The organism is Phyllobacterium sp. 21LDTY02-6, assembly GCF_023554255.2.
In the GTDB taxonomy this organism is placed as follows: Bacteria; Pseudomonadota; Alphaproteobacteria; order Rhizobiales; family Rhizobiaceae; genus Phyllobacterium.
Map to the genome: position 1 here is coordinate 162,683 of NZ_JAMJWD020000003.1, position 22,378 is coordinate 185,060.

The following is a 22,378-nucleotide window of genomic DNA, read 5'->3' on the forward strand; positions in this document are numbered from 1 at the left end:
TTCCTTGCGCCGGTGCATCATTGGCTTAGATTGCTGGCGGAGACAATGGTCCTGATTTGGGAGGCTGGCCAATGACCGAGGCTCTTCACCGTGAGATCGAGATCGCGGCCCCGCAGGCGACCGTATTCGCCTTCCTCACCGATCCCGAGAAGATCATGCGCTGGATCGGCGTGTCGGCAACGGTGGAGCCGCATCCGGGCGGCATCTATCTCGTCAGCCTGAACGACAAATACACGGCGCGCGGCCAGTTCACCGAAGTCATTCCGATCCATCGCCTGGCTTACAGTTTCGGTTGGGAGGGCAATGACAGCGTGCCGCCGGGATCGAGCCTCATCGAAATCGACCTCGTCGAAAAGGGCAGCGGAACCCTGGTACGCTTTACCCATGCCGGCCTGCCGAACGAGCAGGAACGCGCCGATCATGAGAAGGGCTGGAACCATTATCTGCACAGGCTGTCCATAGCCGCCGCCGGAGGCGATCCCGGGCCGGACGTCGAAACGATATCCTGAACCGCGACCCCGTTCAGCCGCTGGCGTGGCCGGATGCGTCCCTTGGGACGTGACGGCCCTCCGCCGCTTCGGGAACAAACAAGACGCCGACACATTGGAGATATGCTTTGAAGCAGTGAGCCGAAAGGAGCTGTCACGGTGGATATCTCCGTCGCCCGGATTGGATCGAAGAAGAGCCGTGCCCTTTCAAGGATCATAGTCCCCGGCGTCAATGCGTGGCGCCGGGAGCACGCCCGCCGCGTCTCCATGCTTGTCGATGCCGCCGAATATTACGGCTGGCTCGAACGTGCCCTGGCGAAGGCCCGGCGATCGATATTCATCATCGGATGGGATTTCAACGGCCGCATCCATCTGCGGCCGGACCAGGCGAGATCACCCCAGCTCGGGCCCTATTTGCGCCGATTGGCGGAGGAGCGGCCCGACCTTCACATCCACGTCCTCATCTGGTCCGCCGGGCCGATCTATTCAGCCGGCCAGATGCGGTTCTTCCCGCACGAGACGTGGGCCGAACATCCGCGCATCCGTTTCTGCTATGATCGCAGCCATCCGCTGCGCGGCTGCCATCATCAGAAAATCGTCTGCATCGACGACAGGATGGCTTTTTGCGGTGGCATCGACCTTACGATAGAGCGTTGGGATACCCAGCTCCATACCATCGATGATCCGAGGCGAACCGATCCTTCCGGCAGGGCCTATCCGCCGGTGCACGATGTTCAGATTGCGGTGGATGGCGATGCCGCCAAGGCCCTCGCGGACATCGCCCGGGCACGCTGGAAGACATGCACAGGCGAAGAGCTGCAGGCGGTTCGCTCCGATGGAGAAGTCTGGCCGCGCGGCCTCAAGGCGGATATGCGCGAGGTGGAGGTCGCCATAGCGCGCACCCTGCCCGCCACGTTCTCGAGGCGAGGCGTGCGCGAGATCGAGCGCCTCAATGAAGCTGCCATCGCCGCTGCTGCAAGATGCGTCTATGTGGAGACGCAGTATTTCACCTGCCGCAGGTTGGGCAGGCTATTGGCGCAGCGGCTTGCCGAGCCCGATGGACCGGAGATCGTGGTTCTTACGCCGAAGGAGTGCCATGGCACATTCGAGGCCATGTTCATGGGCGGGAATGGCCGCCGGCTGATCAGCCGGCTCAAGCAGGCGGACAAATTCAACAGGCTGCGCGTGCTCTATTCTGCCATCGCCTCCGGCGACGAACCCGAAACCGACATTTTCCTGCATTCGAAGGTGATGATCGTCGACGACCGCTATATCCGGGTCGGATCGTCCAACCTGAACAATCGCTCGCGCGGCATGGATACGGAATGCGACGTCGCGGTGGAGGCGGTGGAACCGCAGACCCGAGCAGCGATACGCCGCCTGCGGGGGAGATTGCTCGCCGAACATCTCGGAATGGAGGCTTCTGCCGTCATGACCGCCTGCGAGAAGGCAGGTTCGCTGCTGCCCCTGGTCGACAGTCGCGTCACCGGCCGGCGCCGGCTGAAGCCCATACAAGCCGGGAACGAGGCCGAAAATGAAGTGCTGCTGACTTCGGTATTCGATCCGTCCAAGGCGATGGCTCCCATGCGCTGGGCCATGCGCGCCGTGCGGGCGCTACGACGACGCCTGCGCCGCAGCGGAGGATGATCGGTTGCCATCCCGTCGCAGAAAGTGCTCGGACAGCAGCAAGAGGGGGAAGCCGAGTGCCAGCGGCAGGAAGAAATACACGCATCTGAAGGCTATGATCGCCCCGATTCCGGCGGAACCCTGCATCAGGAATTGTATCGTCGCTTCGAGAACACCAAGACCGCCCGGCACATGGCTTGCCGTCGCGGCTCCGTTGGCGATCGCATAGACGGCCGCCGTGTCCCAATATCCGACCGGCTGATGGGCGAGCAGCAATTGCTGCAGGCAAGCGGCGATCAGGCCGAAATTGATGGTCCCGAGCCCTATCTGGGCCAGCGCCAGACGAAAGGATGGCAGCCGCAATCGCCACGTCCGCAAGGCAAGCGGGCGGCGGATCAGCCAGCACAGAACCACGTAAAGGACGAGGCTCGCCATCAGCGCAAGCGCGATCATCCGTACATTGCCAGCATCGATGCCGGTGATTTCCGCGGCCCGGTCCGGTCCCATGAACATGGCGATGGCGCACAGCGCCACCAGGCCGACGACGACCGTCATGCCTGAGAAGAGCACCACTTTCGCCACGTCCTCGGCGTACAGTCCCCAGCGGGAATAGAAGCGGTAACGGATTGCACCGCTGCTGAGCGCCGCCAACCCGATATTGTGGCCCATGGAAAGACTGACGAAGGATGTGAGCGCCGCGCGCCAGTAGGGCTGCGGCTTGCCGGCATAAAGCAGGCCGAGCGCATCGAAGCCAGTCAGGCAGGCATAGCTGGCGAAGGCGAAGCCTACCGCGGCGGCGAGCCGCCAGAACGGTATCTGCGCCAGGGATTCGACGATCTCATCCATGCTGTAACTGTCGACATTGCGGATGAGCAGCCAGCCCGCCAGACAGATCGCTGCGACGAAAAGCAGATTGAGCACAATTCTTCGTATTCGCATCGAACCTCGTCCATATCCAACAGAAATGGAACGGAAGGTGTCGGCAGAAGTTCCTTTCCTTAGGCATTCAAGGGAGAACGGCATCAAGATACTGACCTACAACGTCCACAGCTGCATTGGCAGCGATGCGAAAGCATCGCCGGAGCGTATCGCCGAGGTGATTGCCGATTGCGGCGCCGATGTCGTTGCGCTGCAGGAACTCGATGTCGGCCGTCGCCGCACAGGAGCGATCGACCAGGCTCGATCCATCGCGATACATCTCGGCATGGAAATGTATTTCAACCCCGCCATTCGCATCGCCGAGGAGCAATATGGCGATGCCATCCTGACGTCGCTGGACATGCGCCTGGTCAAATCGGCGCCGCTTCCTTCGCTGGCGGAGCAGCGCGGTGCGCTCTGGGTCGAGGTGGAATGGAATGGACGCCGGATCCAGATCATCAACACGCATCTCGGTCTTTCCAGGCGCGACCGCTCCGGCCAGGTGAGCGCACTGCTGGGGCCGGCATGGCTCGGCCACCCCCATTGCACCTCGCCGAGAATATTGCTCGGAGACTTCAATGCGGTGCGATCGTCGCTCGCCTATCGCCAGATTGCCGCACGGCTCGATGACGCCTGGCGCTCCACCGGCGCCAGGCCCGCGCGAACGTTTCCGGCGCGGCTGCCGCTCCTGCGGCTCGATCATATCTTTGTCGATCGGACCATCCATGTGCGAGAAATCGGCGTCCTGCAAAGCCGGTTAGCCCGCACGGCCTCGGATCATCTCCCGCTCTTTGCCAGGCTGGAGTTCCGCGCCGCCGATGCCCGCGCTGCGGTTGACCGGACAAAGGCCGAGCGCGAAGTCCTATTCGGGGCCGAAGACGCTCCGGCCGCCGAAACCGGCTGAATCGCGGAACTCGCCAGCCACATATTCATCAAGATTGGGTCCCGTCGCATAGGCCTCGAGCTTGCGCGCCTGCACGTCGAGACGCCTGATCGCTTCGAGTTCCTCGGTCTGGCCAAGCCTGTGCTTCCTGACCGCTGATTTGAGTACATTGATCGTTTCGTCATAGACTTTCAGCGGCACGGGAAAGGGGTGACGGTCCTTGCCGCCATGGGCCAGCGAGAATCGGGCGGGATCCGAAAATCTGCAGGGCGCGCCATGGACGATCTCGGCAACCATGGCCAGCGCCTTGACGGTACGCCCGCCGACGCCCGGCACCAGCAGCAGATCCTCGAAATCCGAGGGGCCGGCTTCTGCGGCAGCCGCCAGATTGCCATGCAGGCGACGCATCACCACATCCTCCTGCCGCACATCATGATGCGCCGGCATGACGAGATGGGGCAATACCAGCTGATCGGACGGCGTGGGCTCGACTTCGTTCAGCCGGGCAAGCTCCCTGACCACGCCCGATGGGCCAAAGGAGCCCAGCAGGTCCAGTTGCGCCGATCGGGAACGCGCCGCCCGCTTGTCCGCCAGGTTGACGATCTCGCCGCCACCCTGCCCTTCGATCGCCGAATGCGGCGAGTCGAGGAAGCTGCTCAGCCCTTCCGACAACCAGTGATATCGCCTGGCCTGGCGGCTGTCGCCATTCATGCCCTGCTGTACCACCACCCATTTGCCGTCATCGGCAATGATGAAGCCGTGCAGATAAAGATCGAACCCGTCCTGCACCGCGGCGCTGTCGACCTTTGCCACCAGCCGGCTGGTGCGTCCAAGCGCGACACCGTCGATACCGACCCGGTCGCCGATGATCGCAAGCTCGTCGGGCGTCTTGCGGGAATGGGAGCCGCGACCACCACAGACATGCAGCCCTAGTTCGCCCGAAATCGGGTTCAACCCGCGTTTCAACGCGCCGATGACGCTGGTGGTGATACCGGACGAATGCCAGTCCATGCCCATGACCGCGCCGAACGACTGGAACCAGAACGGATGTGAAAGGCGCCGCAGCAATTCATCCCGGCCGTAATGTTCCGCGATGGCCTGGCAGATGAGCGTGCCGATCCGGGTCATCCGGTTACCCAGCCAATGGGGCACGCGCCCGCCATGCAGCGGCAGATCGGCACTGCCGGATCGTTTTGCCAATTCTCTCTCCTTAAACCGTAACCGCCACTATATAGGACATTTCGTTCTTTTGTGGTAAGGCGCGGCGTCTTTTGAACAGCGTTTCGTAGCGCGGCTGGGGAGTATCAAATGACTGAACCGCGATTCAGGACAGCAGAACGAGCAGACCTTCCGGCCATAGTCGCAATGCTGGCGGATGACGAACTGGGAAAGAGCCGCGAGCGCGTCTCCGATCCCGTCGATCCAGCCTATCAGGCTGCATTCGAGGCCATCGAGGCCGATCGCAACCAGGCCCTGGTCGTCGCAGATGATGCCGGCGCGATCGTTGGCTGCCTGCAGCTTTCCTTCATTCCCGGCCTGTCGCGCCTCGGGATGTGGCGTGGCCAGATCGAAAGCGTGCGCATCGCCTCCAGCCATCGCGGCGCAGGGATCGGCCGGCGCATGATCCGGCATGCGATCGACCTCGCACGGGCGCGAAACTGCCGGCTGGTTCAGCTGACATCGGACAAGGCCCGGCCGGAGGCCATCCGCTTTTATGAAGAGCTGGGATTTACAGCGAGCCATGAAGGCCTGAAATTGAACCTCTGACGCGCGGCAGCCATCGGGAAAGCAACGATGAATTTAAGACACCAGATCGTAGCCTTGGCCATCGTCCCGCTCGTGCTGGCGATATTGACCGTGACAGCCTTCATCACCTGGCAATCGACCACATTGGTTCGAAGCAGCATTGGTACGTTCGAGCAGAACATGCTCAAGGCCAAGGAAACGGAATTGCTGAACCTTACCAATCTGGCGCTTTCGGCGATCCACGACGTCTATGAGAATGCACAGGCTGGCGACGAAGCAGCCAAGGAACGCGTGCGGGCCATCCTCACTTCGCTCGACTATGGCCAGGACGGCTATTTCTTCGTCTATGATTACGACGGCAACAATATCGTCCACCCGCGCCAGACGTTCCGCCCCGGGCACAATTGGCTCGATCTCGTCGATCCTGACGGTGACAAGGTGATCGCCAACCTGATCGACAAGGCGAAACAGGGCGGCGGCATGCACCGCTACAAATGGCAGAAGCCGTCATCGGGCACCATGGGCGACAAGCTTTCCTTCGCCGTCGGCCTCGACAAATGGCGCTGGATGCTCGGCACCGGCGTCTATCTCGACGACGTCTATGTCCAGACTGCTACCGCCAATGCCGATTTTCGCGCCAATATCCGCAAGACGTTCCAGGTCGTGATCATGATCGCCGTCCCGGCCGTGCTCATCGTCTTCGCAACGGGCATGCTGCTGACCCTGCGGGAGCGGCGCATGGCGGATGGCAAGCTGAAGGAGTTGACGCAGCGTATCATCGACACGCAGGAGGAAGAGCGAGCGCGACTGGCGCGGGAACTTCACGACGGCATCTCGCAGAACCTGGTCGGTGTCCGCTATGCGATCGATCTTGCCAGCCGCAAGGTCAGGAATGGCGGCGATGATGCCGCCGGCGCCATCGACAAGGGAGCGGACGCGCTGAACGTCGCCATCAAGGAAGTTCGCCGTCTTTCGCATGATTTGCGGCCGCGCGTGCTCGACGATCTCGGCCTCACTTCCGCACTGCAGGCGCTCAGCAGCAATTTCGCCGAGCGGACCGGGATCGAGACATCGCTGGACGCTTCCGCCTTCGACACCCGACCGAAGGCGGAAGCGAGCACGGCGCTCTATCGCGTTGCGCAGGAGGCGCTGAACAATATCGAGCGGCATTCGGGTGCTTCGCGCGCTGCCATCCGGCTGTGGAGCGACCGCGGCCGTATCAGGATGACCATCGAAGACAATGGCAATGGTTTCGAGGAGGTTGCGGGCAAGGACAGGAACGCCGGCGGCGGTCTCGGATTGCGCAACATGCAGGAACGAATGGCTCATTTCGACGGATTGCTGGTGGTCAAGACGGCAGCGCAGGGCACGACGTTGATCGCAACCTTGCCAAGATCGGCGGCCGCAAGCGTGGATGTCGGACTGGAGGCGGCATGACGGACGGCAACAAGATAAAGGTCCTGCTGATCGACAACCATCCGCTGGTCCTCGACGGGCTGCGCGCCGTCCTCGAAACCTTCGGTCACATCGAGATCGTCGGAACCGCCGCGCTGGCGCAGACGGGGCTGGAAATCGCCAGGCAAACCCGGCCGGCGGTCATATTGATGGACATCAACATGCCCAAGCTCAGCGGCATCGATGCCATAGAACTGTTCCGCAACGAATTGCCGAATTCCCGCATCCTGATGTTGTCCATGCATGACAGCAAGGAATATATCTCGACTTCGGTCATGCGCGGCGCATCGGGTTACCTGCTCAAGGATGTCTCCACCAACGAAATCGTGACGGCGATAGAGACGGTCGCCGCGGGCAAGAGTTTCTTCTCCTCGGGCGTCTCGGAAGTGCTGCTGGAGCGCCAGGAGAGCGAGGGCGATGTTCACCTGACCGCACGCGAGCAGGAAGTTCTGCTGCTGCTGGCCGGTGGCAAGAGCAACCGCGACATCGCCAGTTCCCTTGCCATTACGGAAGCGACCGCCGAGACCCATCGCAAGAACATCAAGAAGAAGCTCGGGATCGCAAGTACCGCCGGATTGATACGGTTCGCCCTGGAAAAGGGCCTGTCACGGCCGGAATCCTGAAAATTACATATACCCACAAGTGGGTAGAGTAATGTAAATAGACGTAAGAGCGGGCTTGCGCGGAATGGCTGTTTGGCCATAACACGCGGAACTAATGACACGGCTGTCGAACAGCTGGATCTCGGGAGGATTTCACATTGTCAGGTCTGTTGTCCCTGTCGCGCGCCATCGACGCCATCAATACATTTCTCGGCAAGGCCGTCTCCTGGCTGTTGCTGGCCGCCGTATTGATCAGCGCCATCAACGCGACAACGCGAAAACTGTTCAATCTCAGTTCCAATGCCTGGCTGGAGGCGCAGTGGTACCTGTTCTCCGCAGCGTTCCTCGTTGCGGCCGCCTGGACGCTCCTGCACAGCGAACACGTGAAGGTTGATCTTGTCTACGGCCGGCTCAGCCGCCGCACGCAGCTCTGGATCGAGGTTCTCGGCACCATCTTCTTCCTCTTCCCGTTCTGCCTCATCACCATCTACCTCTCCTGGCCGATCGTCGTCGCAAAATATGTCAGCGGAGAAATCTCCAACAATACCGGCGGCCTGGTCCTCTGGCCTGTCTGGCTGTGCATTCCCATCGGCTTCGGGCTGCTGGCTCTCCAGGGCCTCTCCGAACTGATAAAACGCGTGGCGATACTTCGGGGCGACATGCCCGATGCGATAGCCATCGCAGACGCCGAAGCCCAGATACTCTAAGCCGGGAACCCCAGTCATGTTCGCATTCTTCGCGGAAAACCTTGCGCCTATCATGTTCCTTTCGCTGATAGTCGTGCTGCTTCTCGGCTATCCGGTGGCGTTCGCGCTCGCTTTTGTCGGCTTTTCCTTCGGCCTCATCGGCATCGAAATGGGATTGCTGCCGATCAATCTCTTCGGCGCCATACCCGACCGCATCTTCGGCCAGATGTCGAACGAAACGCTGCTGGCAATTCCGTTCTTCACCTTCATGGGCCTGGTGCTCGAACGAAGCGGCATGGCGGAAGACCTTCTCGATACGATCGGCCAATTGTTCGGCCCGATCAGGGGCGGCCTGGCATTCGCCGTGATCTTCGTCGGCGCCATTCTCGCGGCAACGACAGGCGTGGTTGCCGCCTCGGTCATCTCGATGGGCCTGATTTCCCTGCCGATCATGCTGCGCTACGGCTATGACAGGCGCGTCGCCGCCGGCACGATCGCCGCTTCGGGCACCCTCGCCCAGATCATACCGCCAAGCCTCGTCCTCATCATTCTCGCCGACCAGCTCGGCCGTTCCGTCGGTGACATGTACAAGGGCGCGCTGATTCCCGGCCTGCTGCTGGTTGCCCTCTATGCGGCCTACATCATCGTCATGTCGATGCTGCAGCCCGCCAGCGTCCCGGCACTGCCGGCGCAGGCCCGCACCTTGCGGGGCTGGAAACTCGCCGGCCGGGTCGTGACCTCGCTGGTGCCGCCACTGGTGCTGATCTTCCTCGTGCTCGGCACGATCTTCATCGGCCTCGCCACGCCGACCGAAGGCGGCGCGATGGGTGCGGTCGGAGCGCTGGTGCTCGCCGCTGTCAATCGCCGCCTCGACCTGACCATGGTGAAATCCGCCCTCTATTCCACGGCGCGGCTTTCCTCCTTCGTCATCTTCATCCTGCTCGGCGCCCGTGTATTCTCGCTGACGTTCTATGGCGTGAACGGGCATGTCTGGGTCGAGCATCTGATGACCTCGATACCCGGCGGCGAAGTCGGCTTCCTGATCGTCGCCAACCTTCTCGTGTTCTTCCTGGCGTTCTTCCTCGATTATTTCGAGCTCGCCTTCATCATCATTCCGCTGCTGGCGCCGGTCGCCGACAGTCTCGGCATTGACTTGATCTGGTTCGGCGTCATGCTGGCGATCAACATGCAGACGTCATTCATGCACCCGCCCTTCGGCTTCTCGCTGTTCTACCTGCGCTCGGTTGCTCCGACGCGCCCCTACAAGGACCGCGTGACCGGCGAGACGATCAAGCCAGTGACCTCCGGCCAGATCTACATGGGAGCCCTGCCGTTCCTCGGAATCCAGCTGGCGATGGTCGCCCTGGTGATCGCCTTCCCGCCGCTGGTGACCCACTACAAGTCGGGCCAGACCATCGTCGATCCCGCATCGATCAAATTGAATGTTCCAATGCCCGGAGCGGATGGCGCCAATCCTTTTGGCACCCCGGCACAGCCCTTCGGAGCGCCCGAACCCTCTGAAGGACAGCCCGCAGCCCCCTCGTTCGGCGCGCCCCCTGCCCCCGATTTCGGTTCGCCGACACCCAGCTTTGGTGCTCAACCGCAAGAGGCACCGAAAAACTAAACCCGGTGCCGGTAGCGGCACGGGCAATCGATAATCCGGAGGAGAGAATAATGACGAACAGTCTCAACAGACGTAACTTCCTGACCAAGGGGGCGATCGGCGGCGCCGCCACAGTCGCCGGCGCGGCGCTGGCCAAGCCGGCCATCGCCCAGGAACTGCCGACCATCAAATGGCGGCTGACCTCGGGCTTCCCGAACAATCTCGACACCATCTATGGCGGCGCGGTCGTCATGGCAGAGGCCCTGTCGAAGATGACCGAGGGCAAGTTCCAGATCCAGGTGTTCCAGGCCGGCGAACTTCTGCCGGGCCCGCAGGCCCTGGACGCGGTGAAGGCGAACACGGTGGAGATCGCGCATACCTGCGGCTATTATTTCACCGGCAAGGACCCGACATTCGCCATCGGCTCGACCATCCCCTTCGGTCTCAATGCGCGCCAGCAGAACGCCTGGCTCTATCACGGCGGCGGCAACGAACTCTATGACGCGTTCCTTGCCGACTACGGAATGGTGGCCAAGCCGGGCGGCGGCTCGGGCGCGCAGATGGGCGGCTGGTTCCGCAAGCCGATCACCAACCTTGCCGATCTGAAGGGCGTGAAGATGCGCATTGCCGGTGTTGCCGGCGAGGTCATGTCGCGTCTCGGCGTCGTTCCGCAGCAATTGCCGGGCGGCGACATCTATCCCGCGCTCGAGCGCGGCACGATCGACGCGGCGGAATGGGTCGGTCCCTATGATGACGAACGCCTCGGCTTCTACCAGATCGCGCCCTATTACTATTATCCGGCCTATTGGGAAGGCGGTCTCACGATCCACTTCTTCATCAACAAGGCGCAGTATGAAGGCCTGCCGGAAGCGTACAAGGTGGCACTCGACACCGCATGCAAGGCTGCAAACGTCAACATGCAGGCTCTCTACGACGTCAAGAACACCGCGGCGATCCGTTCGCTCGTCGGCAAGGGCGTCAAGCTCAGCCCGCTGCCGCGCGACGTGATGGACGCCGCCTACAAGACGACGTTCGAGCTCTACGCTGAATATGGCGAAAAGCACCCGAGCTGGTCGAAGATCTATCCGGCCTGGAAGAAATTCCGCGATGAATCCTTCGAATGGTTCCGCGTCGCCGAATACAGCTATGACAGCTATGTCTATTCGGCACAGGCTGGCGGCAAATAATAACGGCGATAGCGCTGAGGGGCGACGGGATGGGCCACGGCCCGTCCCGTCTTTCGTTTCAGCCGGGATCAGAGCTTTCTCTGCACGGCTTCCATGATCAGCTTGGCGCCGAGAGCGCCCATGACCGCGCTCGCCGTGTAATCCAGCCATTGCTTCAGCCGGGCATAGACACGGCGCACGCGGCCGCCGGAAAAGGCCAGTGCGACGATGGCATACCAGCCCGCCTCGACCAGAAACAGCGTTGGCGGCAAGACCAGCAGCAACCAGAGCGACGGAGCCGGCGGCATGATCGCGGCGAAGATACTCGCATAGAAGATCGAGGTCTTGGGATTGCTGAGCTGCGTCATGAGCCCGATGCCGAAGGCACGCGCGAGGCTCAGTTCGCTCCACCCGCGAGAAATGCCCGTGGCCTCTATCGGCTGGCGCGCACCCCGGAATATTCCGTAGGCCATGTAGAGCAGATAGGCGCCGCCGACGAATTTGAAGGCGAAATAAAGCCATTCGAACTTCATGAGCAGAGCCGTGAGCCCGAGCACCGCGAGCGTGGCGAATATCAATCCGCCTGTGCCCATGCCAAGCGCTGCGGCAAGGCCGTGCGAGCGGGTTGTGGACAGCGACATTCTGGACACCAGAACGAAGCTCGGACCGGGACTGATCGCCCCGACCGCGATCGCCGCGATTATGCTTGCAAGGGCGGTGACTGCATCCATGGTACTCTCCTTTTCGGGCGGCCGGCGGCGCGCTATCCGGTTCGAGGCTACATCATCCGGCGGGCTTGGCAACAGTCCGTTCAAGCGTGAACAAATCCTGGGCCCTGCCGACGCCGCGCAGGGCGAAGCGGCCGACCGATACCAGGGCCTGGCGCTTCTTCGCCGGCAGCGCTGCGGCGAAACTATCGGATACGAGCACCGTCTGGTCGACTGATCGGCACATCGAGGCGATGCGGCTCACCTCGTTGACCGCCGGCCCGACGACCGTGAAATCGAGCCGCGTATCGCTGCCGATATTGCCGTAGAAGACTTCGCCAATATGCATGCCGAGATAGACGTCGGTGGCGGGCGAGCCTTCTGCGCGGCGCCTCTGGTTCAAAATCTTCAACTTCTTGCGCAGCAGCCTCTCCGCCTTGAGTGCAGCGGCGCAGGCGGCCGCCGAGCGCGGATTGGTGAAGATCGCCAATGTGCCGTCGCCGATGAGCTTCAGCACATCGCCACCGGCCTCATGGATGGAAGAAATCACGGCCTCGGCATAGTCGTTCAGCATCGGGATGATCTCGTCCGGGGCAGCCGTATCGGATATGCGCGTATAGCCACGCAGATCGGAATACCACAGCACCGCTTCCATCCGCTCGGCCGCGCCCCGGTTGATGCGGCCGGCGAGGACCCTGCGCGCGGCATCATGGCCAAGATAGACGTCCGCGAGGGTCTGGACGATGCGGGAAAGCGAGGTGCACTTGATGGCGAGGCCGAGGCCTCGCACCAGACGCCGGATCGCGGCCAGTTCCTCCTCGCTGAAGCCATCCGGCGCATCGGTCGACCATTGCGAATAAAAACAATCCATCTCGCCGATGCTGCCCTCGTTCGAGAAGCGGTGTATCAAGGCGAGATAGTCGGTGCAGCCTTCGGATTTGAGCGTCACGAGGTGGCGGAATTCCGGCGTGTCTATCTGCCCGATGAACTGGCGCATCTCGTCCTCGTTGCGCTGAAGCATGCGATAAAACGTCGAACTCTGCCAGTTATCCGCGCTTTCACCCTGCTGCGACGAACCGTATTCGATGATGGCGCGCTCGACCTGCCCTTCACGGCGCCAGAGGAACACCCGTCCCTCATAGATCGGATGCAACGTGTCGACGAAGCAATTCGCACGCTCCAGCCTTATGCCCGCATCGAGACAGCGCGCGCAGAACCCGTTCATCAGGTCCGTTTCGCTTGTGCCCGAAAGACCCTGCGTATCGAGCCAGGCCTCAATTTCAACCAGTTTGGAATCGTCCATGGGAGTGCTCGCGATCGTTGGCGAAGGCGTATCACGTTTGGCCGCGTTGGAAAACTCGTCCCCTGTTCGTAGCGCTCCTCAAACTTAAGTAGCATTGACACTCGGCAGAGGCGGTGGCTCTATGTGACCAAGGCCGAATTATTTCTCGGCGCCATCGATATTTTTCCGAATCATTGTTCAACTGCAAGTATTTGAAAGCATTGTATTGCGTATCGCATCATTTTCCTCATCAATCACGTTAAAAGTCCGCAAGTCCGGCCGGTGCTGAGACATGCAGGATGATGCGCGGGAAGAATTCACCGACGGCCGCTACTTCAGCGAGGCAGTGCGCTGGGAAAATGACGTCATCCGCTCGGTGAAGCGATCGCGTGCCACGGCCTGGATCATCGCCGCCATCAGCGCGACCCTCGCCGCCATGGCCATGGGTTGCCTGTTGATGCTGGTTCCGTTGAAGAGCTTCGAGGCCTATGTCATCGAAGTGGACAAGACGACGGGTTTCATGGAGATCAAGCGGCCATTGGCCGATGGCGACCTGACCCAGAATGAAGCGATCACCCGGATGAATGTGGTCCGGTTCCTGCGGGCTCGCGAAACCTACGATCCCAATGCCGTGCAGCAGAATTTCGATCTGGCCAGGCTCCTGTCCACCGGCGAGGCCGGGCGCGACATCCTTGCCGCCTATGGTTCGTCCAATCCCGCTAATCCCGTCAATCTCTACGGCCGCGATACGAAGGTCCTGCCGGTCATAAAGTCGGTGCAGGTTCCCGACGACCGCACGGCGATCATACGTTTTTCCACCCGGAATATTGGCCAGAAGGCCGCGCCCGATACGCATTGGGTGGCGCTGATGCATTTTCGCTATTCGCAGGGTGCAATGTCGAACGAGCTGCGCTTCGACAATCCGCTCGGCTTCCAGGTGACGGATTACCGGCGCGACCAGGAACTCGTGTCGGAAGGCGGTGGTGGATGATACGCCCGCGCAATGCTCTCCTTCACCTCGTCCTGCTGCTGCTTGCAACGCTGTTCTGCGCAAGCGCGCATGCCGAGATCGCGCCACGTCCGGGCACTGCCGATCCGCGGGTGCGATCGGTCAGCTATAATGCAACCAATGTCGTCTCGGTTGATGCAACCTACGGCGTATCGACGATGGTCGTCCTCGGCGATGACGAGAAGATCGAGACCGTGGCCGTCGGCGACAGCATGTCGTGGAAGATCGAACCGAACAAGCGCGGCAATATCATCTTCCTGAAGCCGGTCGAGCCGAAGACCGTCACCAACATGAATGTGGTCAGCAACAAGCACGTCTATACATTCATCCTGCGCGCCCATCCCGAATCCGCCGGCGAGCAGACATTCATGGTCAAATTCCGCTATCCGGACGAGGAGGTCGATGCCAAATTGCTGGCCAAGGCGCGCAAGCTCGTTTCCGAGCCGAACCGCGACGCATTCGACTTCACCCGAGCCAACACGGATTACCGGTTTCGCGGCGATGCAGGCTTGAAGCCACGAAACGCCTTCGACGATGGCGTGAAGACCTGGTTCCGTTTCGATGGCGATATTCCGGCCATCTTCGTCGTCGAAGGCGGGAAGACCGAGATCCTCGCCAATTTCCGCCGTGAGGGCGATTATATCGTGGTCGACAAGATCGCCGATCAATGGATGCTGCGACGCGGAAAACAGGCATTGTGCCTCTTCAATCTGCGGCGGAGCGCAGCGCCGAAACTGGTTGCCGATCATGAGTGATATCGGCAGCGCATCTCGTCATCACGGAGAGCTCGAAGCCGGTGCGCATTCGGCGCTGGCCGAAAGCAAGCGCAAGCGCAGCATCTGGCCGCTTGCGATAGGCCTCGCCCTGATCGTGCAAGCGGCACTCGCCATCGCCTACTGGCGGCCGAACACGCCTGCACCGGCGGCCGAGCTGGTACGGAGCGACGAAACGCTGGCGGTCCCGGACGTCCGGCTTGCGCTGCCTGATCCATCCGCAACTCAACCTGACGCCAGCACCACCAATGCCTCGTCCGTCGATCAGGCCGAGTTGCAGGCCCTGCAGCAGAGAATTGCCGATCTCGAGGCACAGAAGCTCCGCGCCGAGGCTGATGCCGGGAGCACGGATGAGGAGAAATGGCAGCGATACCGTTCCCCCATGGTCGTTTCCGAATCAAGCCCGACTGACGGTGTCGATCTCGGACAAGGTGAAACAAAATCGGCCGAACAGGCGGAAAAAAGCGACGCGACGTTCCAGGAATCCAACGCAAACACGCAGTTCCTGGGTGCCTTGTCCGCCAAAGCCGTGGAAGTCGCCAAGGCGCAGAAGAACGAGCGGATCGACGCACTGGTGCCGCAGGGCACCATGATACGCGGCGTCCTGGAAACAGCTGTCGAGACCGATCTGCCCGGCATGGTCCGGGCGGTGACCACCGATGATATCTGGTCCTTCGATGGGCGGAGAATCCTCATCCCCGCCGGCTCGCGCATCGTCGGCGAGTATAATGCCGGGCTGATGCAGGGCCAGAAGCGGGCATTCATCGTCTGGACGCGCCTGCTGCGCACCGACGGCGTTTCCTTGAACCTTGCATCGCCGGGCACGGACGAACTTGGCGTTTCCGGTTCGGGCGGCAAGGTCGACAATCATCATCTGCAGCGGTTCGGTTCGGCGATCATGCTGACTGCACTGTCCGCCGGTGCGCAACTGGCGGCCGATCCGCGGCCGGAATTGCGCAGGCGCAGGCGATCCGGCCCAATCACCACCATAACCACCGATCCTGCAACGGGTAAGACGACGCAGACGACGATCGATCCAGACGAGAAGGACGACGCGATCGGCGCTGACCTCGGCGGGAAAGGCGCCGCCGCCTTGGCACAAGGTCTATCGAATGTGGCGCAAGAGGCATTGAAATCGTCGATCGCCATTCAGCCGACGATCCGTATCCGCCAAGGGACGGCCGTCGCGATCTTCGTTCGGCGCGATCTGGATTTCTCCGATCTATACCCCGACCCCGTCGCACAGAAGCTGCGCGAGTTGAAGCGCGGAGGGCGCGGTCATGGCGAATAGCATTCTCTCCAATAGGTCATGGCGAGGCGTGTCATGACGCTTGCCGCATCGCTGCCCGATCTTGTCGGCATGGCTTTCGCCCCGCTCAATCCTTTCCTCCAATCACCGGATGTGGTGGAAATCTGCGTCAACAGGCCCGGCTGCGTGTTCGTGGAACGCTCGTCCGGGCAAATGACCGGCATGGAAGAACACGCCATCCCGGAACTTACAGCCGAACGAATCCGGTTCATGGCCGAACGCATTGCCGCCGCCAGCCACCAATTCGTCAATGATGAGGAGCCTATACTTTCGGCGTCCCTGTCGGACGGCGAGCGGGTCCAGGCCGTGCTGCCGCCCGCGGCGCTGGATGGCGGTGCAATCGTCATAAGGCGGCAGACTTCGTCGCGGCTGACGCTCGCGGATTATGGCAGAACCGGCGCGCTTGCCGGGGCGCGCATCATCGACAGCGCCGAAATCCTCACTCAGGACGAAGCCCATCTCTGCCATCTGCTCGACAAGGGTGACCTGGAGCGATTCTTCTCGGAAGCGGTGCAGCGACGCGTCTCGATTCTCGTTTCAGGGGGCACTGGTTCGGGAAAAACCACATTCCTCAACGCGCTGCTGCAGGAAATTCCGCGTTCCGAGCGGCTCATCACCATCGAGGATACGCCTGAAATTTCCCATGCCCAGCCAAATCATGTGCGGTTGATCGCGACGCGCGGACAGCAGAACATCGCGAATGTCGATCCGTGCCATCTTGTCGAAGCTTCGCTGCGCATGCGCCCGGACCGTTTGCTGCTGGGTGAAATCCGCGGCTCCGAGGCGATGGATTTCCTGCAGGCGATCAATACCGGTCACCCCGGTTCGCTTTCGACCGTCCATGCGAATTCGCCCAAAGGCGCCTATCTGCGGCTAGCGCTGCTGATCATGCAGGCCAGCGGTGGCGCAGGCCTCAATCAGACAGACATGATCAATGCGCTGCAGCAGGCCCTCCCGCTCACGGTTCAGATCGCGCGGGTTGGCGGCCGGCCGGGCGTCGTCACCGAGATTTTCTATGAGCCGTTCCTGCGCTGGGCCGACATGCAAGGCGACGCAAGCCCGCATCCGGTCGTTCAAGTCTTCGGCGATGGGCGGAGGCTGCAGCGATGAACTTCTGCCGTCATATCTTCAGCCTGATACCGATCTGCGCATTGTTCGTCGCAGGCATCGCGGCGGCGGAACCCGCGCGGCCGGAGATCAAGGTGACCGTGATGCCGGAAGCGCCCCTCCCGGAGCCGGCGACCGGCAAGCCTTGCCGGTTCGACCCGAACGACGATGCGGCGCAAGGCAGGGCCGTGATCGAGAAGATCGCGGCCGAGGAGGGGTTCGACAAGGACCTGCTGCTGGCGATCGCCAGGCGGGAAAGCGGGTTCCGGATGAACAGCGTCTCAAGCGCGGGCGCCATCGGGCTGATGCAGCTCATGCCCGAAACGGCCAAACGGTTTTCGGTGGACCCATGCGACCCGGAAGACAATGTGCGGGGCGCCGTGCGCTATTTGCGCGTCCTGCAGCAGAAATACGATAATCCGATCTATGTTCTTGCCGCCTACAATGCCGGTGAGGCGGCGGTCGCAAAGAACAACGGCGTTCCGCTGTACCCGGAAACCGTCGCCTATGTCTCCGCTGTATTGACTGATCTCTACGGCTGGAAGCCGCTTCAGGCCCGTCGCAGCGAGAATAAACCCGCAACAATCGATTTTCAGCAGCCCCGCGGCGCCAGGGAATGGTCGCAGGGCTTCGTCTTGCACATGGAGTAGACCAATGAATATTAACCGGCGCGCGCTTTTCTTTGCCATATCCGTTGCGGCTGTAGCCTGTTCCAGCGCTGCGAGCGCGCAAAGCCTCCAGCCGGTCACCGGCGTTCTCGAAACGCTGATATCGATCCTCACCGGGCCGATAGCGTCGATGCTGGCAATCCTCGCCGTCATCGGTTGCGGGTTTCTGGCCTGGAGCGGGCGGCTCACCTGGGGAATTGCCGGTTCAGTCATTCTCGGCATCGTCCTTGTCTTCGGCTCGACGCAGATCGTGACCTTCTTCCAAGGCGCGCTCGGACACTGACATGCGGGAAGAACAGGCCCCGGACATCACGCCATTGGTCAAGGCGCTGACGCGTGCGCCGACATTGTTCGGCGTGCCCTATATGTACGCCATGTTCAACATGGTCGTGACGGCGGTCATATTCCTGGCGACCAAGGGACTGCTGGCGCTGTTTCTCATCGTGCCGATCCATATGTTCGGCTACTTCCTCACCCTGCGTGACGAACAGATCTTCAGCGTTCTCAGGATCCGCGGCGCGAAGACGCCGCCGCAGTCGAAATCGGTCTGGGGCGTGAAGAGCTACGCTGCGGGAGAGACGCGGTGATTTCGCCGGGCGTGCGCAGCCAGATGCGCTTCGGCTCGGTCGGCGCGCGCGAACGTTCCGTCGCCGCTCATATTCCCTATCTGCGGCACGTGGAAGACAGCGTTCTGCGCACGAAGGACGGAATGCTCGTGAGCTTCCTCAAGCTCGACGGCTTCTGTTTCGAAACGGCCGACATGGCCGATATCAATGGCAGGCTCGAAGGTCGAAACACGATATTGCGGGCCCTCGGCAGCAGCCGCTATGCCGTCTATGGCCATCTGGTGCGGCGGCGGCTCGAACCGGAACTCGGCGGCAGTTTCGAAACTCCTTTTGCGAGGGACCTGAACGCGCGCTACATGGCGCAGCTCCGGCAAAGGCGGATGTTCGTCAACGAGATGTATATCAGCGTCGTCCGCCGGCCATTGCAGGGCCAGGTGAAAATTCTGGACGGCCTGAGCAGGTTTCTGTTCCGGCGCAGCAGCGACAAGACCCGGGATAGCGGCGTATCCGACGATGACCTTCGCGAACTTCGCAGTACCGCTCTCGATGTGCGGCAGATCCTGGAGAGCTACGGCGCAAGAATATTGGGCATCCGCAATGATGCTGCGGGCATTGCATTCTCCGAGCCGCTCGAATTCCTCGTCCAGCTGCTGAACGGTCTGAAGCCCGTGGCGATGCGCCTGCCGCGCATGCCGCTGGACGGCGCGCTGGCGATGAAACGGATCAATTTCGGCCGCAACGCCCTGGAGTTCGTTGGCGCCACTCCTCCGGGTGACACACGCCTCGGTGCGATGTTGTCCATTCGGGAATATCCCTCCTATACCGGCCCGCTCCTGCTCGACGGATTGTTGAAGGTGCCGCATGAATTCGTGGTCAGCCAGAGCTTTTCGATCATTGACAGGGCGGTCGCCCAGAACAGGATCGAGAGAGTGTCGCGCCAGATCGCCGTTGCCGACGAGGCCGGTTCGATCATTGGCGATCAACTCGCCGGCGCCCGCGACGAACTGTTGAGCTCGCGCTCTATCTTCGGCGAACACCATCTGACGGTGATGTGCATCGGCGATGACAAGCAGGAGCTTGACCGGTCTATCCGCGGCGTTGGAACCGCTCTGACGGATCAATCGATCATCTGGCTGCGCGAGGACCTGAACTGCGAGGCGGCGTTCTGGGCGCAACTGCCCGGCAATTTCTCCTATATCGCGCGCTCGGCGATGATTTCCTCGAAGAATTTCGGCGGTTTTCTCTCACTTCACAATTTTCCGAGCGGAAAATCCCGCGATAATCATTGGGGCAGCGCCATTTCGCTGCTCGAGACCACCAGCCAGAGCGCCTATTTCTTCAATTTCCACGAACGTGACCTCGGCAATTTCACCATGATCGGCCCGTCGGGCTCAGGCAAGACCGTGGCATTGTCGTTTCTCATGGCGCAATCGCAGCGCCTTTCTCCGGCGCCGCGCTGCATCTTTTTCGACAAGGATCGCGGCGGCGAAATCTTCGTTCGCGCGCTCGGCGGCACCTATCGGGAACTGCAACCGGACATGGCCAGCGGCTTCAATCCGCTGCAATTGCCCGATAGCGGCGCCAACAGGGATTTTCTGTTTCAACTTTTCTCGCTCATGCTCCGCCGCCCGGACGGCCAGGCCCTGTCCGCCAGCGAAGAAGGCGTGCTGCGCGCCGCAATCGCCCACATATTGTCGGCGGACCGGGCTTCGCGGTCGCTGCCATTGTTCGCGACGTTGCTGCGGGGACGCAATCCGTCCGGTACCGACGATCTGCTGTCGCGCTTCGATAAATGGCTGCGTCCGGAACAGCTCGGTTGGCTGTTCAACAATGCCGACGACACTTTCTCGTGGTCCGCCATATCCGGCTTCGACATGACGCGCATTCTCGACGATCCGCTCACCCGCAGCGCGGCGCTGATGTATATATTTCACCGCATCGAAGAGCTTTTCGATGGCCGTCCCATACTGATCTTCCTCGATGAAGGCTGGCGGCTGCTCGAAGACGAGGTCTTTGCCGCGTTCATCAAGAACAAGATGAAGACGATACGGAAGTTCAACGGAATCATCGGATTTGGGACGCAGAGCGCGTCGGACATCGTCAATTCGCCAATCGCGAACACGCTGATCGAGCAAAGCGCGACACATATCTTCTTCCCCAATCCGCGCGCGGACATGGAGAGCCATGCCGGCGGCATGCGTCTGTCGCAAAGGGAAGTCGAATGGATCCGGACGACCGACCCGTCCAGCCGTAGCTTCCTGATCAAGCACGGACAGGAATCGGTCATTGCCCGGCTTCGCCTCAATGACATGGACGACCTGCTCAAGGTCCTGTCGGGCCGGGCAGAAACTATCCAGGAACTGACATCATTGCGCGAACGGCTTGGCGACAACCCGGCCGATTGGTTGCCTGTCTTTTGCGGGCGGAAGGATACAGAATGAAACTGCCGGCAATCGGGCTCATGCTCATCATCGCGCTGGCATGCAGCGGCTGCATGAGTTTTGACGGGCTGCGACATCCCTGCTCCCTCCCCGGCGGAGCCTTGTCCTATGCCGAGGATGATTGCGGCCCGTTGCGTCCGGTAAACGAGCCATTCGCCAGCATTGCACCGCCGGCACCGCAATGAACGAACTCGCCGCGCTGCTCAGCAATGTCGATGCGCTCGGCAAGGATTTCACCGCTGCGACCTATGGCGCGATTTCCGCCCATATGACGCCAGTCGCATCCGGCCTTTTCGTGCTCTATCTGATCTTCTGGGGCTTTCGCTTCTGGCAGGGCACGGGCGATACGAACATCGTCGCGATCAGTTTCAAGCTCCTTCGCATCGCGATGATATTCGCCATGGCGACCCAATGGGGCCAGATACAGATCGCCATTTACCAGGGCGTGACCAATATTCCCTATATGATCAGCGGCGTCATGTTGAACAACATCGTTAACCCGCGCAACGGCAAGGCCATGGGCATGGCGACCGTGGCGCGGGATATTTCGACCATCTATGAATATGCGCTGATCGCAGCGGTGAAAATCGAAAACAACGTGGCCAAGGCAGCTGTCCCAGTGCCGCCGCCGGACAATGGCGGCGCTCCGGCGCCGCAGCCGCAAAAGACGGCACCACCGACGAACGCGACCAAGGAGGCCCTGCTTGCCGCGCCGCTGCAATCTCCCCTGTCGGCCGCCATTGTCTGGATCGCCGCGGCAATATTTGCCGGATACGCACTGGCATTGCTGCTCTTTGCCAAGCTGGCGCTCTGGGTGATGCTTGCCCTGGCGCCGCTTGCGATCATTTCATTGATCTTCCAGGCGCCATCGCGGTTCTTCTGGGGCTGGCTCAGCGGCCTTGTCCAGGCCATGTTGATTCCGGTGTTCCTCTCGACTTTCCTCAGCTTTTACCTCCTTGGCGCGCAGGACGGCATTTTCGCCCTCATCAACAGCGTCAATGCCACCAACAGCCCCGCAATGAAGGATGTCGCCCCCTTCGTGGCGATCTGCATGGCCGGATTCTTTCTCTTGACGCGGATTTTCCCTTTCACAGCGCGTATTGCCGCAGGCACGCAAGGCTGGGTCGAAGGCCAATCGACGCGGATGGGTTGGGCCTCGGCCCACCGGGCGGGAGAGCAGTTCCCGTCCGGCCGTGGCGCCCGTAGCCGCTCGGCCGGATCGGCCACGTCATATTCCGGCTCACATGCGAGTTCATATGCTGGCACCGAAACGGCGATGCGCGATCTACAGGACCGCAACGCGTCCATCACCCGGCAGGGCAAGAACCGTTAAGTGCTTGCGG

23 protein-coding genes are annotated in these 22,378 nt (G+C 61.4%); 19 read left to right on the forward strand and 4 right to left on the reverse strand.

All coding sequences use genetic code 11. From position 1 onward, the window contains the following. Positions 1–71 precede the first annotated feature (71 nt). Positions 72–509 (forward strand): SRPBCC domain-containing protein, encoded by a 438-nt coding sequence (locus M8997_RS12245; protein WP_250017664.1) that lies wholly within the window; start codon positions 72–74, stop codon positions 507–509. A 138-nt stretch (positions 510–647) separates the two neighbouring features. Next, positions 648–2,135, forward strand: coding sequence for a phospholipase D-like domain-containing protein (locus M8997_RS22260; protein WP_250017662.1), 1,488 nt, complete (start codon positions 648–650; stop codon positions 2,133–2,135). On the opposite strand, the gene M8997_RS12255 is transcribed toward M8997_RS22260, so the two are convergent. Beyond that, positions 2,103–3,053, reverse strand: a complete 951-nt coding sequence (locus tag M8997_RS12255; RefSeq protein ID WP_250017660.1) for a lysylphosphatidylglycerol synthase domain-containing protein — start codon at positions 3,051–3,053, stop codon at positions 2,103–2,105. The two genes, M8997_RS22260 and M8997_RS12255, sit on opposite strands and share 33 nt — an antisense overlap. A gap of 25 nt (positions 3,054–3,078) precedes the next feature. Between M8997_RS12255 and M8997_RS12260 the strand changes: the two genes are divergently transcribed. Beyond that, the gene (locus M8997_RS12260) at positions 3,079–3,936 is read left to right on the forward strand and encodes an endonuclease/exonuclease/phosphatase family protein (RefSeq protein ID WP_250017656.1); all 858 of its coding nucleotides are present in this window, start codon (positions 3,079–3,081) and stop codon (positions 3,934–3,936) included. Here M8997_RS12260 and M8997_RS12265 read toward each other — a convergent pair. Then, positions 3,895–5,115 carry a DUF763 domain-containing protein gene (locus M8997_RS12265; RefSeq protein ID WP_250017644.1) on the reverse strand — a complete coding sequence of 407 codons (1,221 nt, stop codon included), beginning with the start codon at positions 5,113–5,115 and terminating at the stop codon, positions 3,895–3,897. The genes M8997_RS12260 and M8997_RS12265 overlap by 42 nt on opposite strands. A 108-nt stretch (positions 5,116–5,223) precedes the next feature. Between M8997_RS12265 and M8997_RS12270 the strand changes: the two genes are divergently transcribed. From M8997_RS12270 to M8997_RS12295, 6 genes are all read left to right on the forward strand, one after another. Continuing rightward, on the forward strand, positions 5,224–5,682 hold the full coding sequence (locus tag M8997_RS12270; protein ID WP_250017642.1) for a GNAT family N-acetyltransferase: 459 nt from the start codon (positions 5,224–5,226) through the stop codon (positions 5,680–5,682). A gap of 27 nt (positions 5,683–5,709) precedes the next feature. Continuing rightward, a complete protein-coding gene (locus tag M8997_RS12275; protein WP_250017639.1) occupies positions 5,710–7,098 on the forward strand; it encodes a cache domain-containing protein in 1,389 nt (462 codons plus the stop codon). Then, the gene (locus M8997_RS12280) at positions 7,095–7,739 is read left to right on the forward strand and encodes a response regulator transcription factor (RefSeq protein WP_250017637.1); all 645 of its coding nucleotides are present in this window, start codon (positions 7,095–7,097) and stop codon (positions 7,737–7,739) included. The genes M8997_RS12275 and M8997_RS12280 overlap by 4 nt, the downstream gene beginning before the upstream one ends. Before the next feature lie 137 nt (positions 7,740–7,876). Beyond that, positions 7,877–8,425 (forward strand): TRAP transporter small permease subunit, encoded by a 549-nt coding sequence (locus tag M8997_RS12285; protein WP_250017634.1) that lies wholly within the window; start codon positions 7,877–7,879, stop codon positions 8,423–8,425. A 16-nt stretch (positions 8,426–8,441) separates the two neighbouring features. Next, complete coding sequence (locus M8997_RS12290; protein ID WP_250017632.1) at positions 8,442–10,028, forward strand: TRAP transporter large permease subunit; 1,587 nt, start codon at positions 8,442–8,444, stop codon at positions 10,026–10,028. A gap of 50 nt (positions 10,029–10,078) precedes the next feature. Then, the gene (locus M8997_RS12295) at positions 10,079–11,194 is read left to right on the forward strand and encodes a TRAP transporter substrate-binding protein (protein ID WP_250017630.1); all 1,116 of its coding nucleotides are present in this window, start codon (positions 10,079–10,081) and stop codon (positions 11,192–11,194) included. Positions 11,195–11,262: 68 nt separating this feature from the next. Here the strand turns inward: M8997_RS12295 and M8997_RS12300 are convergent, their stop codons facing one another. Together M8997_RS12300 and M8997_RS12305 are read right to left on the reverse strand one after the other, a co-directional pair. Further along, positions 11,263–11,904 (reverse strand): LysE family translocator, encoded by a 642-nt coding sequence (locus tag M8997_RS12300; protein ID WP_250017628.1) that lies wholly within the window; start codon positions 11,902–11,904, stop codon positions 11,263–11,265. A gap of 52 nt (positions 11,905–11,956) precedes the next feature. After that, a complete protein-coding gene (locus M8997_RS12305; RefSeq protein ID WP_250017626.1) occupies positions 11,957–13,183 on the reverse strand; it encodes an adenylate/guanylate cyclase domain-containing protein in 1,227 nt (408 codons plus the stop codon). A gap of 271 nt (positions 13,184–13,454) precedes the next feature. Here M8997_RS12305 and M8997_RS12310 point away from each other — a divergent pair, with 271 nt between their 5' ends. The 10 genes from M8997_RS12310 to M8997_RS12355 are packed head-to-tail and all read left to right on the forward strand — an operon-like array spanning position 13,455 to position 22,368. After that, positions 13,455–14,153: a virB8 family protein gene (locus M8997_RS12310; RefSeq protein WP_250017623.1), complete on the forward strand. Its 699-nt coding sequence runs from the start codon at positions 13,455–13,457 to the stop codon at positions 14,151–14,153. Then, positions 14,150–14,926, forward strand: a complete 777-nt coding sequence (virB9, locus tag M8997_RS12315) for a P-type conjugative transfer protein VirB9 (RefSeq protein WP_250017620.1) — start codon at positions 14,150–14,152, stop codon at positions 14,924–14,926. Before M8997_RS12310 ends, virB9 begins: the two co-directional genes overlap by 4 nt. Continuing rightward, positions 14,919–16,235: a type IV secretion system protein VirB10 gene (virB10, locus tag M8997_RS12320; protein ID WP_250017602.1), complete on the forward strand. Its 1,317-nt coding sequence runs from the start codon at positions 14,919–14,921 to the stop codon at positions 16,233–16,235. Before virB9 ends, virB10 begins: the two co-directional genes overlap by 8 nt. Positions 16,236–16,268: 33 nt before the next feature. Then, positions 16,269–17,363 carry a P-type DNA transfer ATPase VirB11 gene (gene virB11 / locus M8997_RS12325; protein ID WP_250017600.1) on the forward strand — a complete coding sequence of 365 codons (1,095 nt, stop codon included), beginning with the start codon at positions 16,269–16,271 and terminating at the stop codon, positions 17,361–17,363. Further along, the gene (locus M8997_RS12330; RefSeq protein WP_250017598.1) at positions 17,360–18,010 is read left to right on the forward strand and encodes a lytic transglycosylase domain-containing protein; all 651 of its coding nucleotides are present in this window, start codon (positions 17,360–17,362) and stop codon (positions 18,008–18,010) included. Before virB11 ends, M8997_RS12330 begins: the two co-directional genes overlap by 4 nt. A 4-nt stretch (positions 18,011–18,014) precedes the next feature. Next, positions 18,015–18,311 carry a TrbC/VirB2 family protein gene (locus tag M8997_RS12335; RefSeq protein WP_250017596.1) on the forward strand — a complete coding sequence of 99 codons (297 nt, stop codon included), beginning with the start codon at positions 18,015–18,017 and terminating at the stop codon, positions 18,309–18,311. 1 nt (position 18,312) lies between these two features. After that, positions 18,313–18,615, forward strand: a complete 303-nt coding sequence (locus tag M8997_RS12340; protein ID WP_250017594.1) for a type IV secretion system protein VirB3 — start codon at positions 18,313–18,315, stop codon at positions 18,613–18,615. Then, on the forward strand, positions 18,612–21,035 hold the full coding sequence (locus M8997_RS12345) for a VirB4 family type IV secretion/conjugal transfer ATPase (protein ID WP_250017592.1): 2,424 nt from the start codon (positions 18,612–18,614) through the stop codon (positions 21,033–21,035). Before M8997_RS12340 ends, M8997_RS12345 begins: the two co-directional genes overlap by 4 nt. Next, on the forward strand, positions 21,032–21,220 hold the full coding sequence (locus tag M8997_RS12350) for a hypothetical protein (RefSeq protein ID WP_250017589.1): 189 nt from the start codon (positions 21,032–21,034) through the stop codon (positions 21,218–21,220). The genes M8997_RS12345 and M8997_RS12350 overlap by 4 nt, the downstream gene beginning before the upstream one ends. Further along, a complete protein-coding gene (locus tag M8997_RS12355; RefSeq protein WP_250017587.1) occupies positions 21,217–22,368 on the forward strand; it encodes a type IV secretion system protein in 1,152 nt (383 codons plus the stop codon). The genes M8997_RS12350 and M8997_RS12355 overlap by 4 nt, the downstream gene beginning before the upstream one ends. Positions 22,369–22,378: the final 10 nt, after the last annotated feature.

What these genes read in the sequence shown, in the direction of transcription:
- M8997_RS12245 (WP_250017664.1), top strand. Translation starts at nt 72, where the DNA reads ATGACCGAGGCTCTTCACCGTGAGATCGAGATCGCGGCCCCGCAGGCG.
- M8997_RS12255 (WP_250017660.1), bottom strand. Translation starts at nt 3,053, where the DNA reads ATGCGAATACGAAGAATTGTGCTCAATCTGCTTTTCGTCGCAGCGATC.
- M8997_RS12260 (WP_250017656.1), top strand. Translation starts at nt 3,079, where the DNA reads ATGGAACGGAAGGTGTCGGCAGAAGTTCCTTTCCTTAGGCATTCAAGG.
- M8997_RS12270 (WP_250017642.1), top strand. Translation starts at nt 5,224, where the DNA reads ATGACTGAACCGCGATTCAGGACAGCAGAACGAGCAGACCTTCCGGCC.
- M8997_RS12275 (WP_250017639.1), top strand. Translation starts at nt 5,710, where the DNA reads ATGAATTTAAGACACCAGATCGTAGCCTTGGCCATCGTCCCGCTCGTG.
- M8997_RS12280 (WP_250017637.1), top strand. Translation starts at nt 7,095, where the DNA reads ATGACGGACGGCAACAAGATAAAGGTCCTGCTGATCGACAACCATCCG.
- M8997_RS12290 (WP_250017632.1), top strand. Translation starts at nt 8,442, where the DNA reads ATGTTCGCATTCTTCGCGGAAAACCTTGCGCCTATCATGTTCCTTTCG.
- M8997_RS12295 (WP_250017630.1), top strand. Translation starts at nt 10,079, where the DNA reads ATGACGAACAGTCTCAACAGACGTAACTTCCTGACCAAGGGGGCGATC.
- M8997_RS12300 (WP_250017628.1), bottom strand. Translation starts at nt 11,904, where the DNA reads ATGGATGCAGTCACCGCCCTTGCAAGCATAATCGCGGCGATCGCGGTC.
- M8997_RS12305 (WP_250017626.1), bottom strand. Translation starts at nt 13,183, where the DNA reads ATGGACGATTCCAAACTGGTTGAAATTGAGGCCTGGCTCGATACGCAG.
- M8997_RS12310 (WP_250017623.1), top strand. Translation starts at nt 13,455, where the DNA reads ATGCAGGATGATGCGCGGGAAGAATTCACCGACGGCCGCTACTTCAGC.
- virB9 (WP_250017620.1), top strand. Translation starts at nt 14,150, where the DNA reads ATGATACGCCCGCGCAATGCTCTCCTTCACCTCGTCCTGCTGCTGCTT.
- virB10 (WP_250017602.1), top strand. Translation starts at nt 14,919, where the DNA reads ATGAGTGATATCGGCAGCGCATCTCGTCATCACGGAGAGCTCGAAGCC.
- virB11 (WP_250017600.1), top strand. Translation starts at nt 16,269, where the DNA reads ATGACGCTTGCCGCATCGCTGCCCGATCTTGTCGGCATGGCTTTCGCC.
- M8997_RS12330 (WP_250017598.1), top strand. Translation starts at nt 17,360, where the DNA reads ATGAACTTCTGCCGTCATATCTTCAGCCTGATACCGATCTGCGCATTG.
- M8997_RS12335 (WP_250017596.1), top strand. Translation starts at nt 18,015, where the DNA reads ATGAATATTAACCGGCGCGCGCTTTTCTTTGCCATATCCGTTGCGGCT.
- M8997_RS12340 (WP_250017594.1), top strand. Translation starts at nt 18,313, where the DNA reads ATGCGGGAAGAACAGGCCCCGGACATCACGCCATTGGTCAAGGCGCTG.
- M8997_RS12350 (WP_250017589.1), top strand. Translation starts at nt 21,032, where the DNA reads ATGAAACTGCCGGCAATCGGGCTCATGCTCATCATCGCGCTGGCATGC.
- M8997_RS12355 (WP_250017587.1), top strand. Translation starts at nt 21,217, where the DNA reads ATGAACGAACTCGCCGCGCTGCTCAGCAATGTCGATGCGCTCGGCAAG.